The following is a 13,221-nucleotide window of genomic DNA, read 5'->3' as shown; positions in this document are numbered from 1 at the left end:
GCAATGACAGACCCTCTCTGCGCTGTCGACCCAAGTGCCCTTCACGATTCAACCGTTGCTTGAAAAGGACCGCCAATCTGGACGATCCGGCGCTGAAAATGTTCCAATGGCATGATGATGAATCGCCGATCCTCAGCATTCTTGTCCCGGCGCGATCTCCTGGCCCGGGCGGCCGGCCTCGCCGCGACCTGCGCCCTGCCGGACACCACCTTCGCCCAGACCGGCCAGCGTATCCAGCCGATTGACGCCACCTTCCTGTTCATCGCCGATATCCATGCCTGCCGCATGGCGACCGGGCTGAGCCCGCATTGCGAGCAGGAGGGCAAGACCGACGCGGCATTGCTGCGCAATGTGGCGGCGCTCAACGCAATCGACGACAAGGAGTGGCCGGCCGAGATCAACGGCGCCGCCACCGGCCTGCGCTCGGCCGGCACGCGCATCGGCACGCCGCTCGGCCTGGTCACCGGCGGCGACATCACCGACGACGGCGGCGGCCAGATCACTGAGCCGAGCGAAGGCACGCAACTTCTACAGTTCAGCCAGCGCTACCAGCAAGGCATCGGGCCCGATCGCGTGCATGTCCCGGTCTATGTCGGGCTCGGCAATCACGATCTCGACCAGAATGGACCGAAGCGCCATGTCGACTGGTACCGTCGCGAGATGCGCGACTATGTCGAGGTCAATCATCGCCCCGGCGTCTTCTTCAAGCCGCCGGTGCCGGCGACCAATTACGATGTCGACACCGACTGCTATTCCTGGGACTGGGGCGGCTTGCACCTTGTCCAGACGCATCGCTTCGCCGGCGACACCGGCCATGACGCGATAGGCAGCCTGCCATGGCTCAAGCAGGATCTTGCGACCTATGCCGGCGACGGCCGTCCGGTGATCCTCTTCCAGCACTATGGCTGGGACACCTTCTCGGTCGAGCGCTGGGATCCGGTGAAGCGCACCTATGGCGACGACGGCGCCGGCCGCCCGCATTGGTGGGGCGACGCCGACCGCCAGGCGCTTATCGCCACGCTGAAGGGTTACAATGTGATCGCCATTTTCCACGGCCATCAGCACGCAGTGCCGATGATCTACCGGCGCGACGGGCTCGACCTCGTCAAGCCGAAGGCGGCCTTCATGGGCGGCTTCGCGCTGGCACGGGTGACCGGTGACCACATGGACGTGGTCCTGGGCGAGGCGGCCGGCGACCATGGCGAGGTCGTCTTCACCAATGCCTTCGGCAAAAGCTGGGCGATGTGAACGGAAAAGCCGGGGGTAGAGTTGCTCCAGGCCCGTGGCTCGGGCTGTTCTGTGGTCTTGGCGCAGTCGGCGCGCAAACGACGAACTGGCCGGCGCGCGGGCGGCCACTGCCCTCAACAGGGGCAACGGATCAGAGCGCCTTGCGAGCCTTGTCCTTCACGTCGCCATAGGCTTGGCGCACCCTGCCGGCGATTCTTTCGGACATGCCTTTCACCTGCAAGCGCCGGCTGCCGGTGGCCTTGCCGGCCGCCTGCGTCAGCCTGCCTTTTACCTGCTTGGCGATGCCGGCAACTTGATGCCTGTTCACCATATCCGCATCTCCTGGGCCTGGAATAGGAGCGGGATGCGCCAACCGCATCCGGCACGACAACGAACGGGCAATGTTTGAGTTCCGTGCGGCCTGCCACATCACCGCGATCGGCATGGCAGACAGCCCGTGCCGGGCCTTTGAGATCTGACCGCGGGGCCCGCTGGTCACATCGCCTTTTTGAGCGTGGCTTTCATGTCGCCACAGGCCTTCTGCACCTGGCCTGCCGACTTGTCCGCCATGCCCCTGATTTCCATCGGGCGGTTGCCGGTGGCCTTGCCTATGGCTTGCCGGATCGAACCTTTGATCTGCTTCGCCAAGCCCACTATTTGGTCCATGTTCACCATCTCCGCATCTCCCGGAGATCCAATTCGCGGAGAGAAACGGGCCGGAGTGCTTCGCGGTTCCGTTGCGCCAAAGGCACCTCCGGTCGGGGAGAATTGACCGGCGACGCAATTCGGCATAATACGTAACCAAATGGATACGCATTATGCCGCAGGCTGAGCACGACCGTTCCGTCTTCCGCGCCATCGCCGATCCGACGCGGCGCGCCATCCTCGACCGGCTGCGGCAGGGCCCAGCGCCGGTCAACGAACTGGCTTCCGCCTTCTCGCAGAGCCGGCCGGCCATCTCCAAGCATTTGAGGATACTGCGCGAGCTCAATGCCGTTTCCGAGCAGCGGCAGGGCCGCGAGCGCGTCTATCGGCTGGAGCCGGCGGAATTGAAGCATGTCGCCGACTGGATCCTGCCTTACCGCGACTTCTGGCAGCACAGCCTCGGCAATCTCAAATCCTACCTGGAGAATGAATGATGGCCAGCCGAGACAAACCACGCGCGATCGCCGACATTTCCGCCGGCACCATCCTTGCCACGGTGACGATCGCCGTGCCGCCGGAGCGCGTCTTCCGCGCCATCACCGCCGAGGACCAGATTCCGCTCTGGTGGGGCGCCGACGACATGTACCGGACGACGAAGCACACGGCCGATGTCCGGCCGGGCGGCGCCTGGCGCTCGGAAGGCAAGGGCGCCGACGGCCATGATTTCCATGTCGGCGGCGAATATCTCGAAGTCGAGCCGCCGCATCGCCTGGTGATGACCTGGAGGGCGCCGTGGGACGGCGATAACCTCACCACCGTCACCTATACGCTCGAAGCCGTCGAGAACGGCACCCGGCTGACGCTCCGCCATGACGGCTTCGGATCGCGCCGCGACTCCTGCCGCGATCACGGTTCCGGCTGGGAGCGCGTGCTGGGCTGGTTGGACGAATTCCTGGCCAAGGAGACCAATGTCACGTCGCCTTCAATCTTCCATTGCCGGCTGATTCCGCCGCGTCCGGATTTCGCCTTCACCCTGACGGAGGAGGAGAGGGCGCTGATGAATGCCCATTCCGACTATCTGCGCGGCCTGCTTCGTGAAGGCAAAATGATGATTGCCGGCCCAGTCGCCGATCCAGCCGGACCTTGGGGGCTTCTGATCTTGCAGGTCGCCACGGAAGCCGAGGCCAGGGCCGTGACCGACGGCGACCCGGTGGCGCGTTCCGGCCGCGGCTTCCGCTATGAAATCCGGCCGATGATGAGCACGATCATGTAGGGCGAACAGAAAAACGCCTCTCGCGCTTTTTCAGGGCGCGGGAGGCGTCTTTTGTCATCAGCTTTTCTCGATACTCGTGAACTGCTGACAACAGGGACAAAACCGCCAGCCGCCAAAAGGTTCCCGGCAAGACAAAATTTTTTGCTCGGCCGGATGCCGCGCATTTCCCGGCTCTGTGCTAAAGGCACCGGCAGCATGAGGATCGCCTTGCCGCACGACCGACCCTTCCTGACCCTGCTTGATGCATCGGCCGCCTTCGACTGCCAGAGCTGCGGCGCCTGCTGCGCCTATTCGGCGGACTGGCCGCGCTTCTCGACCGAAGAGGATGCCGAGCTCGACCGCATCCCGCAAGAGCTGGTCGCGACCGACCTGTCAGGCATGCTGTGCGAGGACGGCCGCTGCGCCGCGCTTCGCGGCGAGGTGGGCAAGCAGACGGCCTGCGCGATTTACGAAGCCCGCCCGCATGTCTGCCGCGCCTGCATGCCCGGCGGCGACGACTGCCTGATGGCAAGGGCGGCGAGGGGGCTGCCGCTCGAACTGCCGATCTCCCCCCTTGTGGGGGAGATGCCCGGCAGGGCAGAGGGGGGCGCTGTCCCGCCGGCGTCTCAGTTGATTTCTACTTCGGGACGCCATCTCGTTTCCAAAGATCGGACAGACTGAGAGGGCGCGTTCCTGCGCGCGCCCCTCTGGCCTGCAGGCCATCTCCCCGCAAGGGGCAGGGGAATCGCATATGGCGATTTTCTTGGTTTTCCAGGTACTTGGCCGGGGGCCGGGAAAATCGTCGCCGGGGGCCGGGAAAATCGTCGACGCTGGCAGTTCGCGGTTTGATTCTGGTCCGTTCTCGGTCCGATTCCGTCTCAATACAGCGACCGAACGCCCGCAGATTTGTCTTGCGACGGCTAAACCGTTGCAAAGACTCGGCAATTCCATATGCGATTGCCCTGCCGCAAGGGGGGATTACTCTCTCCCCCGCTTGCCCACACTTGGACCTCCCGATACCTTGCCGCGCGGGCAGGCAGTGGAGGAAACCGTGAGCATCGAATTCCTGTTGACGTCGCTGATTATCGTCGCTTCGCCCGGCACCGGCGTTCTCTACACGTTGAGCGCCGGCCTCTCGCGCGGGGCTCGCGCCGCGATCATCGCCGCTTGCGGCTGCACGCTGGGCATCATCCCGCACATGGCGGCGGCCATCACCGGCCTTGCGGCGGTCCTGCACACAAGCGCCGTCGCCTTCGAGACGCTGAAATATCTGGGCGTCGCCTATCTGCTCTACATGGCCTGGAACACGCTGAAGGAGAAGGGCGGTCTTGCCGTCGACCAGAACGCCGCGCCACGCTCTCCCGGCAAGGTGATCACCTCCGGCATCCTGATCAACATCTTAAACCCAAAACTGTCGATCTTCTTTTTTGCCTTCCTGCCGCAATTCGTCAGCACCACGGAGCCGCACGCTTTCGCCAAGATGCTGGAGCTCTCCGGCGTCTTCATGCTGATGACCTTCCTCGTCTTCGTCGTCTACGGCGTGTTCGCGGCTTCGGTGCGCAGCCATGTCGTGTCGCGGCCGATGGTGCTGACCTGGATGCGCCGCACCTTCGCCGGCGCCTTCGTCATGCTCGGCGCGAAATTGGCGCTGGCGGATCGCTAGCTGTCTGCTCCGTTCCCGGTTTCGGAAGCCTCGTCGCCCTGGAGCCGTCCTAACCCAGCTTATTGTGGAAGTGCGACGCAACTCGGTCAGCAACCTGACGCACTGCCTCGGCTTGGTCGTAGAAGTCGTAGTGTTTTCCCTCTGTCCAATGTAATTCTTTCGGACCCGCCAAAAGGCCATACATTTTGCGAGCTTGATCAGGGAACGCTGCGCCATCTGAATGAACTACGAGAGCTGGTGCCGTAACATGGGGAGCCTGCGCCAAAGGATCAAACGCGAGCCAAGGCTCCCACGCCATAACGGCAAACTCGTTGCGCCAGGCACGAACGCTCCCGCCGCGTGACTGATCCATATAGTATTCGTTTGGGCCGGAGCTCACCGCAGTTTTGTCGTTCGGCATATACGCGAAGACCGTCTGGATTACTCCTTCTTCGTCGTAACGCTTACGCGCCTCTCGACTAGCCGCGATCCGGCTGTCGATACCTTCTTTGCCGCCGAACATCTTCAACACTAGGTCCGGGTCGGAGAAAAAGCCTGCAACGATGGCTAGGGCGCCTACATTGGAATCTTTCGCAGCCGTGTAAAGAGCCGTGCCGCCGGACGTGCAAATTCCGAGGATACCGGTCCCGGCGACGTCGCTACGTTTCTTCAGGTACCGCAAGGCGGCCGACAAGTCCTCTGCCTTTGAAGCTTGGTCCTCGAACTGCCGCATCGCACCGCTACTCTCGCCGTAATTGCGATAGTCAATTGCGAGCGCAATGATGCCGCGCCGGGTAAGCTCGCCAGCATAATTTCCGGCCATCATCTCCTTGACCGAGGTTAGCGAACCGGCGAGCGCCACGGCTGGATAGCGGCGCGATGGATCATGTCCCTCTGGAAGATAAAGATTGGCTACGACGAACCCGTCCCCGCTTTTAAAGCTGACTTTTTCAGGCAGTCGCTGGGTTTGCTCGGTAAGTGTCTGTGCCATGGTATTTTTCTTTGCGCTGAGGAGGACGGCAGTCGCACCGATAGCAAGACTGAGGTTCCGGCGGGTAATCGATGTCATGGGCATCGGCGGCGCTTCCTCCCTATCGGTCTGAAGATAGCTGATTGGATTCTGATTTGATAATCTGCAAAAATATGAAAGGGTTTTTAAGGTAGATTTGATAATGCGAGCGGACCTGCTGGATGGAATAGTCGTCTTTACCCGTGTCGCGGAACGACGCAGTTTTACGGCTGCTGCGCTCGAACTCGGCGTGACGCCTGCTGCGATCAGTTGGACGGTCAAGCAACTGGAAGCGCGTGTGGGCGCGCCGCTTTTCACCCGCACAACACGGTCTGTCGGCCTTACCCAAGCGGGACAACTCTTTCTGGAGCAGGCTACAGCGGGCGTTGCCTACGTTGAAGCTGCATATGAGGCGGCTCAGCGCCTCAGTGATAACCCAAGAGGGCTGCTGCGCTTGAGCGTACCTTACGTTGCGCAGACGCTCGTCGAGCCCATGCTCAAGGGATTTACTGACGCATACCCGGACATCGAACTCGAACTGGTCTTTGAGGACCGTTTCGTCGATGTCGCCGCAGAAGGCTATGATGCCGGCATCAGGATCGGGGAGATGATCGCACAGGATATGGTGGCCGTACGGCTTACCCCGGCTTCTCCGAGGGTTGTCGTGGGGTCACCTGCTTACTTTGCCGAGCGCGGGAAGCCTGTGCGGCCGGAAGAGCTTGAGCACCATGCCTGTATCAATATTCGGCTCGCTGGAGGCGCGGTCTACCGCTGGGATTTTGTAGAACGCACTAACGAGAATGGGACCCGAGCTTTTGTGATGGACGTAGAAGGGCGTCTAACCGTAAATGGACCTGCGACCTCCCTCTCAGCCGCGCAGGCAGGCGTAGGTCTAGCTTACAATATCGCTGCCGTTGTCGAGCCGCTGATCCGCCAGGGTCTCCTTGAAACCTGCCTCGAAACTTTCATGCCCACGAGTCCTGGTTTTTTCATCTATTTTCCAGACCGAAAACAAGCGCTACCAAAATTACGAGCGTTCCTAGATTACTGGCACCGACATCATCCCTCTCAAGCCAACTTGTTCCGAGCACAGTAAGCTCGTCGAGCAGAAAGCAAAATCCGAATCCGTCGCAACGTGATCAAGGTGTAAGGAAAACAGCGCTTACGCAGAAAGCGAGTTGGCCAGAATCTAGAGCTTGGCAGGGCGGCGGCGGGGGCCTGGGCGCGGCTTTCGCGCCAGCCCCTATCGCCCGCGCCACCCGTGATCGCTCGCGCTCGCAGTCGTGGCTGAGGTCGGGCAAGGTGGTGCAGCAGGCCGAGAGCGCCGCTTAAGTGGGCTGATCGAAAGGCCGATTGCGAAACGTCAAACAAAAAGGGCTCCTTGCGGCGCCCTTTCCGTATTTAGCCAAGTGGCTTGGATTAGAAGTCCATGCCGCCACTCAAGCCCGTTCGCGGGCTTGAGCAATGTTAGTTGATGGGCGTGCTTATGGACTTCTTAGAAGTCCATGCCGCCCATGCCGCCCATGCCGCCGCCAGGCATGCCGCCCGGCATGCCGCCGGCGGCTTCCTTCTTCGGAGCCTCGGCGATCATGGCTTCGGTGGTGACGAGCAGGCCGGCGACCGAGGCCGCGTCCTGGAGAGCGGTGCGCACGACCTTGACCGGGTCGACGATGCCCATGCCGATCATGTCGCCATACTCGCCGGTCTGGGCGTTGAAGCCGAAAGTCGCGCCCTTGTTCTCGAGGATCTTGCCGGCAACGATCGAGGCTTCGGCACCAGCATTGGCCGCGATCTGGCGAGCCGGAGCCTGCAGCGCGCGGCGCACGATGTTGATGCCGGCAGCCTGGTCGGAGTTGACACCGGTTGCCTTGACGTTGGCCGAAGCGCGCAGGAGCGCGACGCCGCCGCCGGCGACGATGCCTTCTTCCACGGCCGCGCGGGTCGCGTTCAGAGCGTCGTCAACGCGGTCCTTCTTTTCCTTGACCTCGACTTCGGTCGCACCGCCGACGCGGATCACCGCAACGCCGCCGGCGAGCTTGGCCAGACGCTCCTGCAGCTTCTCCTTGTCGTAGTCCGAGGTGGTCTCCTCGATCTGCTGCTTGATCTGGGCCACGCGGCCCTGGATCTCGGCCTTCTTGCCGGCGCCGTCGACGATGGTGGTGTTCTCCTTGGAGATCGACACCTTCTTGGCGCGGCCGAGCATGTTGAGGCCGACATTCTCGAGCTTGATGCCGAGGTCTTCCGAAATGACCTGGCCACCGGTGAGGATGGCGATGTCTTCCAGCATGGCCTTGCGGCGGTCACCGAAGCCCGGAGCCTTGACGGCGGCGATCTTCAGGCCACCGCGCAGCTTGTTGACGACCAGCGTGGCCAGGGCCTCGCCTTCGACGTCTTCCGAGATGATGAGCAGCGGCTTCGAGGTCTGAACGACAGCTTCCAGGACCGGCAGCATGGCCTGCAGGTTGGAGAGCTTCTTCTCGTGCAGCAGGATGTAGGCGTCTTCCAGATCGGCGACCATCTTGTCGGCGTTGGTGACGAAGTAGGGCGAGAGATAACCGCGGTCGAACTGCATGCCTTCGACGACTTCCAGCTCGGTCTCGGCGGTCTTGGCTTCCTCGACGGTGATGACGCCCTCGTTGCCGACCTTCTGCATCGCTTCCGCGATCATCTTGCCGACCGACTCGTCGCCATTGGCCGAGATCGTGCCGACCTGGGCGACTTCTTCCGAAGTCTTGATCTTCTTGGCAGCCTTGCCGAGAGAGCTGACGACTTCGGTGACGGCGAGGTCGATGCCGCGCTTCAGATCCATGGGGTTCATGCCGGCGGCAACCGCCTTGTTGCCTTCCTGGACGATGGCCTGCGCGAGAACGGTCGCGGTCGTGGTGCCGTCGCCGGCGATGTCGTTGGTCTTCGAGGCGACCTCACGCACCATCTGCGCGCCCATGTTCTCGAACTTGTCCTCGAGTTCGATCTCCTTGGCGACGGTGACGCCGTCCTTGGTGATGCGCGGGGCGCCGAATGACTTGTCGATGACGACATTGCGGCCCTTGGGACCGAGCGTGACCTTCACCGCGTCGGCGAGGATGTTGACGCCGCGCAGCATGCGCTCGCGGGCATCACGGGAAAACTTTACGTCTTTTGCAGCCATTGTAAGCTCCTGTCAGGGGTTCGGGTCGAACCCGCAGATTCAAGATTCAGTTGACGGTGAGGCCGATGTTCAGCCGATGATGCCCATGATGTCGGATTCCTTCATGATCAGAAGGTCTTCGCCATTGAGCTTGACTTCGGTGCCGGACCACTTGCCGAACAGGATGCGGTCGCCGGCCTTGACGTCCAACGGGACGAGCTTGCCGTTTTCGTCGCGGGCGCCGGAGCCGACGGCGATGATCTCGCCTTCCTGCGGCTTCTCCTTCGCCGTATCCGGGATGATGATCCCGCCGGCGGTCTTGGATTCGGATTCGACCCGGCGAACGACCACGCGGTCATGAAGCGGGCGGAACTTGGACTTTGCCATGTTGTCTTCCTCGAATGAGAACGGTGAGAACTGTTCCTCCATCCGGCGAGGCCGCCGGATATAAGTTAGCACTCACCAAAGGCGAGTGCTAACGTGGCGCTGAAATAGGCTGGTGGCTTGCGAGAGTCAAGGCGCGCGAGGGGGGGCCACAGCGCGAAATTTTTCTTAGGCGGAGCCCTGGGCGGAAATGCGGTGGCCGCGCGAAGCGTGGGCGAGCAATCCAGCCCGTTAGTCCGGGCGCTTCGGCGAGCGCAGCACCAGCAGCGGGCAGCGTTCGGCTAGACCGTAGGTGCCGCTAGAGGCCAGCCGGAGATCGTCGAAAAAGGTCTGGGCTTCCTCGATCAGCACTGCCGCCGGGGCGAAACTGTAGATGGCGGACGAGTTCCGATACACGTCGATAGTGCCGATGACCGGCAGTCCCCATCCGGTTCGGGCCGACAGCGCCTCGCGGTCGGGAAACACCCGGTCGAATTGTTCGAGGATGCCTTTAACCGGGATCGTGTAATCCGGCGCGTCGCCGATCGCGGTCATGGCCACGCGCCATTTGAGCTCATGGAAAGTCGAGACGCCGCCGCTTAGCGCCAGAGCGCGGACGTCCTCGGGGTCGTCCGGTGTTTCGGGAGAGGCGTAAAGCCTGATGCCGGCGCGGCCGTCCGACTTGAGCGCACGCGCGATCGACGCAAATAGCGTGCGCCTGAGGTCGGCGGCGCCGATGACCGAGAGACATCCGTCGCCGATCACTGTCTCGACGCTTGCATCGCCGAACGGCAGATCGAACCAGTCGCCCTGCACCGCCTTGCGCGTATCGGTGTCGCCCGGCCAGATGCCGGCAATCATGTCCGAAGACTCGTCGACGGCCGTCATCCTCGCGCCCAGTCCGGCTAGCTCCGGCGTCACGCCGAACATCACGACATGCGACCGGGTGAGGTCGAGCTCGCGGTCGTAGCTTTCGACAACCTCCGCCGGCGGCCGCAGGGGTGAGCCGAGCAACTGCCAATGTTTGCGAATTGCATTCCAATGCTCGCTCATGCAAACCCCAGCCCGGTAGCGCGTTGTATTCGATCGAATAGGGGACAACGCTTGATAAGCCAAGTGAGGAACAATGGCACGCATCGCCGTCATCACGCATGAGCTCGACCGGTTCCAAAGCCGGCGCGGGCTGCTCTGGCGCCGGGACAGCCCGTACATGCTCTTCGATCTGCTTGAGGAACTGAAGCGCCGCGGCCATTCGGTGCAGGTACTCAACGGCACGTCGGCGAAGCCGGCCGCCGACATCGCGGTGCTGCATGTCGACGCGACCGTAACGTCACCCGATTATGTCGAGTATGCGCGCGCCTTTCCCTTCTGCCTCAATCTCGGCGCCGCCGATATTTCCAAGCGCCGCATCAGCGGTGCCGTCATCGGCAAGGACGACTGCTGGAAGGGGCAGGTTATCGTCAAGAGCACCCTCAACCATTGGGGAACGCCGGAGCAGCAACTGAACCAGCGCGCGCGCCGTGTCGGCAAGCCGGAGCCGTTTCCCGGCGTCGAACCCTTCGAAAGCTACCAGGTCTATGCCTCGCTCACGGATATTCCGGCAGAGGTGTTCGGGCGCGAGGATCTCATCGTGGAAAAATTCGTGCCCGAGCCTGAGCCGGATGGCTTCGCCGCCCGATTCTGGCTGTTCTGCGGTGAGCGCGAGCGTTGTACCCGCCATGTCTCGCCGCAAAGCCTCGTCAAGGGCGACGACACGATCCGCCGCGAGGCGGTGCCGGTCCCCGACGAACTGCGCGCGCTAAGACGCAGGCTCGGCTTCGACTATGGCAAGTTCGACTTCGTCGTGCATGAGGGCAGGGCCGTGCTGCTCGATGCCAACAAGACGCCCGGCCGCGCCCGCAATCTGTCGAGCTTCATCGCCGCCGGCAATGCCAATCTTGCCGACGGCTTCGAAGGGTTGATTCACCAGGTCACGTAGGGCAATTCCAGGAAGGTATGCAGCGGTTTTTCGCCCGGAATTGCTCTACCCGGCACTCAGATATTCATCCCGCCCGACACCTCGATGCGCTGGGCGTTGACCCAGCGATTGTCCTCCGACAGCAGCGAGGCGATCATCGGCCCGATATCGTCGGCGACGCCGGCGCGGCCGAGCGCCGTCATTCCGGCCACGACGCGGTTGATCTCGGCGTCGTCGCGCACATGGCCGCCGTTGAAGTCGGTCGCGATGGCGCCGGGCGCCACGGTGTTGGCGGTGATGCGGCGCTGGCTAAGCTCCTTGGCGAGGTAGCGCGTGAACACCTCGATGCCGCCCTTCATCATCGCATAGGCGGCCGAGCCCGGAACCGAGAAGCGCGCCAGCCCGCTCGACACGTTGACGATGCGGCCGCCATCGTTGATCAGCGGCAGCAGCGCCTGGGTGAGGAAGAACACGCCCTTGAGATGGATGTTCATCAGTGCGTCGAATTCCTCCTGCGTCGTCTCGGCGATCGGCTTGCGCAGGCCGGTGCCGGCATTGTTGACGAGATAGTCGAAGCGGTCGCGCTGCCACGTTTCCTGAAGCGCATTCTTCAGCGCCGCGACGAAAGCGGGGAAAGTGGCAACGGCGCCGGTGTCGAGCTCGAGCGCGGCGGCGCGGCCGCCGGCGGCCTCGATCTCGGCGATCGCCGCCTTCGCCTCGTCGGCGCGCGAGCGGTAGGTGAGGATGACGTCGACGCCCCTGCGGGCGAGGTTGAGCGCGGTGTTGCGGCCGAGGCCGCGGCTGCCGCCGGTGATGAGAGCGATGGGACGGCTGGTCATGGCAAAATCTCCTTCTTGGCGATGGAGATCCATATACTCGCCTGAATGACCGATATAATCGGGAATGGATTGCCAACTCTATTCAGCATATGCGAACAATCTCCGATGGACAGGTTCGACAGCATGCGGCTCTTCACCCGCGTCGTGGAACGGCGCAGCTTCACCGCGGCCGCCGCCGACCTAAGCCTGCCGCGCTCCAGCGCCACCGCCGCGATCAAGCAGTTGGAGGAGCGGTTGGGCGTGCAGTTGCTTCGCCGCACCACGCGCCACGTCACCACCACGCTCGACGGTGAAGCCTATTACCAGCGCTGCATCGGCATCCTCGCCGATATCGAAGATGCCGAGGGCAGCTTCGGCGCGCAGGAGGTGCGCGGACGCCTCAGCGTCGATGTCAACGGCCACATGGCGCGCACCTTCCTGCTGCCCGAACTGCCGGCACTGCTCGCCAGATATCCGGGCCTGACGGTGCATATCGGCGAAGGCGACCGCCTCGTCGACCTCGTGCGCGAAGGGGTCGATTGCGTCATCCGGGCCGGCACGCTTCCCGACAGCGACATGATCGTGCGGCGCCTCGGCATCGCGCGCGAGATCACCGTCGCCAGCCCCGCCTATCTCGAACGCCACGGCGTGCCGCGCACGCCGGACGATTTGGCTGGCCATATGATGATCGGCTTCGTGTCGTCGCGCACAAGGCAGGTGATGCCGCTGGAATTCACCGTCGACGGCAAGGTTCGTGAAATAATCCTGCCGTCGCGGGTCACCGTCGCCAATTCAGACACCAGTGCTGCGCTGGTCCGGCTGGGTTTTGGGCTGTTCCAGGCGCCAAGGCTCCGATATGCGGATGACCTAGAGGCAGGCCGGCTGGTTGAAGTGCTTCCCGATTTCCCGCCGACGCCCACGCCGATCTCGGTGCTCTATCCGCCGAGCCGGCAGTTGTCGCCCCGGGTGAGGGTGTTTGTTGATTGGCTGGTGGAGATCCTCGGGCCGAAGCTGGATTCTTCCTCTTCGTCATCCTGGGGCGGAGCGACGCGAAGCGGAGCGCGGACCCTAGGCTCCATGCCGTGACCTATGAGCGCCGCGGCGGTGCAGAATTCTGATACGCAGCATCTGGGCAAGCGTCGCGGCATGGATCCCTCGGGTCAAGCCGGGTCAAGCCCGAG

The 13,221-nt window shown here is 63.0% G+C and carries 14 protein-coding genes and 1 pseudogene; 8 read left to right on the top strand and 7 right to left on the bottom strand.

All coding sequences use genetic code 11. The features are described from left to right. The first annotated feature begins 114 nt into the window (after window positions 1-114). Entirely contained in the window at window positions 115-1,248 is a 1,134-nt protein-coding gene (locus CK220_RS20250; RefSeq protein ID WP_095813343.1) for a metallophosphoesterase, read from the top strand. Window positions 1,249-1,378: 130 nt separating this feature from the next. Here the strand turns inward: CK220_RS20250 and CK220_RS20245 are convergent, their stop codons facing one another. Together CK220_RS20245 and CK220_RS20240 are read right to left on the bottom strand one after the other, a co-directional pair. Next, window positions 1,379-1,558, bottom strand: a complete 180-nt coding sequence (locus CK220_RS20245; RefSeq protein WP_095813224.1) for a CsbD family protein — start codon at window positions 1,556-1,558, stop codon at window positions 1,379-1,381. A gap of 164 nt (window positions 1,559-1,722) precedes the next feature. Further along, window positions 1,723-1,902 (bottom strand): CsbD family protein, encoded by a 180-nt coding sequence (locus CK220_RS20240; protein ID WP_095813223.1) that lies wholly within the window; start codon window positions 1,900-1,902, stop codon window positions 1,723-1,725. Window positions 1,903-2,045: 143 nt separating this feature from the next. Here CK220_RS20240 and CK220_RS20235 point away from each other — a divergent pair, with 143 nt between their 5' ends. The 4 genes and pseudogenes from CK220_RS20235 to CK220_RS20220 all read left to right on the top strand — a co-directional run bounded on the left by CK220_RS20235 (window position 2,046) and on the right by CK220_RS20220 (window position 4,787). Further along, a complete protein-coding gene (locus tag CK220_RS20235) occupies window positions 2,046-2,366 on the top strand; it encodes a metalloregulator ArsR/SmtB family transcription factor (protein ID WP_095813222.1) in 321 nt (106 codons plus the stop codon). Further along, complete coding sequence (locus CK220_RS20230; protein WP_245429292.1) at window positions 2,363-3,145, top strand: SRPBCC domain-containing protein; 783 nt, start codon at window positions 2,363-2,365, stop codon at window positions 3,143-3,145. The genes CK220_RS20235 and CK220_RS20230 overlap by 4 nt, the downstream gene beginning before the upstream one ends. 195 nt (window positions 3,146-3,340) lie before the next feature. Further along, a pseudogene (locus CK220_RS20225) lies at window positions 3,341-3,658 on the top strand (YkgJ family cysteine cluster protein); the annotation flags it as partial. 517 nt (window positions 3,659-4,175) lie between these two features. After that, entirely contained in the window at window positions 4,176-4,787 is a 612-nt protein-coding gene (locus CK220_RS20220; protein ID WP_095813341.1) for a LysE family translocator, read from the top strand. 49 nt (window positions 4,788-4,836) lie between these two features. Here CK220_RS20220 and CK220_RS20215 read toward each other — a convergent pair whose 3' ends face one another. Beyond that, window positions 4,837-5,841, bottom strand: coding sequence for an alpha/beta hydrolase (locus tag CK220_RS20215; RefSeq protein ID WP_095813220.1), 1,005 nt, complete (start codon window positions 5,839-5,841; stop codon window positions 4,837-4,839). 97 nt (window positions 5,842-5,938) lie between these two features. Between CK220_RS20215 and CK220_RS20210 the strand changes: the two genes are divergently transcribed. Then, entirely contained in the window at window positions 5,939-6,871 is a 933-nt protein-coding gene (locus CK220_RS20210) for a LysR family transcriptional regulator (protein WP_095813219.1), read from the top strand. 399 nt (window positions 6,872-7,270) lie between these two features. Here CK220_RS20210 and groL read toward each other — a convergent pair whose 3' ends face one another. The 3 genes from groL to CK220_RS20195 all read right to left on the bottom strand — a co-directional run bounded on the left by groL (window position 7,271) and on the right by CK220_RS20195 (window position 10,318). Next, entirely contained in the window at window positions 7,271-8,923 is a 1,653-nt protein-coding gene (groL, locus tag CK220_RS20205; protein WP_095813218.1) for a chaperonin GroEL, read from the bottom strand. Between the two features lie 69 nt (window positions 8,924-8,992). Further along, window positions 8,993-9,289, bottom strand: a complete 297-nt coding sequence (gene groES, locus CK220_RS20200) for a co-chaperone GroES (RefSeq protein ID WP_073987612.1) — start codon at window positions 9,287-9,289, stop codon at window positions 8,993-8,995. A 228-nt stretch (window positions 9,290-9,517) separates the two neighbouring features. After that, window positions 9,518-10,318, bottom strand: a complete 801-nt coding sequence (locus CK220_RS20195; protein WP_095813217.1) for a class I SAM-dependent methyltransferase — start codon at window positions 10,316-10,318, stop codon at window positions 9,518-9,520. 73 nt (window positions 10,319-10,391) lie between these two features. Between CK220_RS20195 and CK220_RS20190 the strand changes: the two genes are divergently transcribed. Further along, window positions 10,392-11,243, top strand: coding sequence for a hypothetical protein (locus CK220_RS20190; protein WP_095813216.1), 852 nt, complete (start codon window positions 10,392-10,394; stop codon window positions 11,241-11,243). A gap of 56 nt (window positions 11,244-11,299) precedes the next feature. Here the strand turns inward: CK220_RS20190 and CK220_RS20185 are convergent, their stop codons facing one another. Next, entirely contained in the window at window positions 11,300-12,061 is a 762-nt protein-coding gene (locus tag CK220_RS20185; protein ID WP_095813340.1) for an SDR family oxidoreductase, read from the bottom strand. 105 nt (window positions 12,062-12,166) lie between these two features. On the opposite strand from CK220_RS20185, the gene CK220_RS20180 reads away from it, so the two are divergent. Beyond that, a complete protein-coding gene (locus CK220_RS20180; RefSeq protein WP_095813215.1) occupies window positions 12,167-13,126 on the top strand; it encodes a LysR family transcriptional regulator in 960 nt (319 codons plus the stop codon). Window positions 13,127-13,221: the final 95 nt, after the last annotated feature.

Origin of the sequence: Mesorhizobium sp. WSM3860 (assembly GCF_002294995.1) — a bacterium.
Lineage (GTDB): Bacteria > Pseudomonadota > Alphaproteobacteria > Rhizobiales > Rhizobiaceae > Mesorhizobium.
This window is presented reverse-complemented; position numbering and strand designations above follow the sequence as displayed.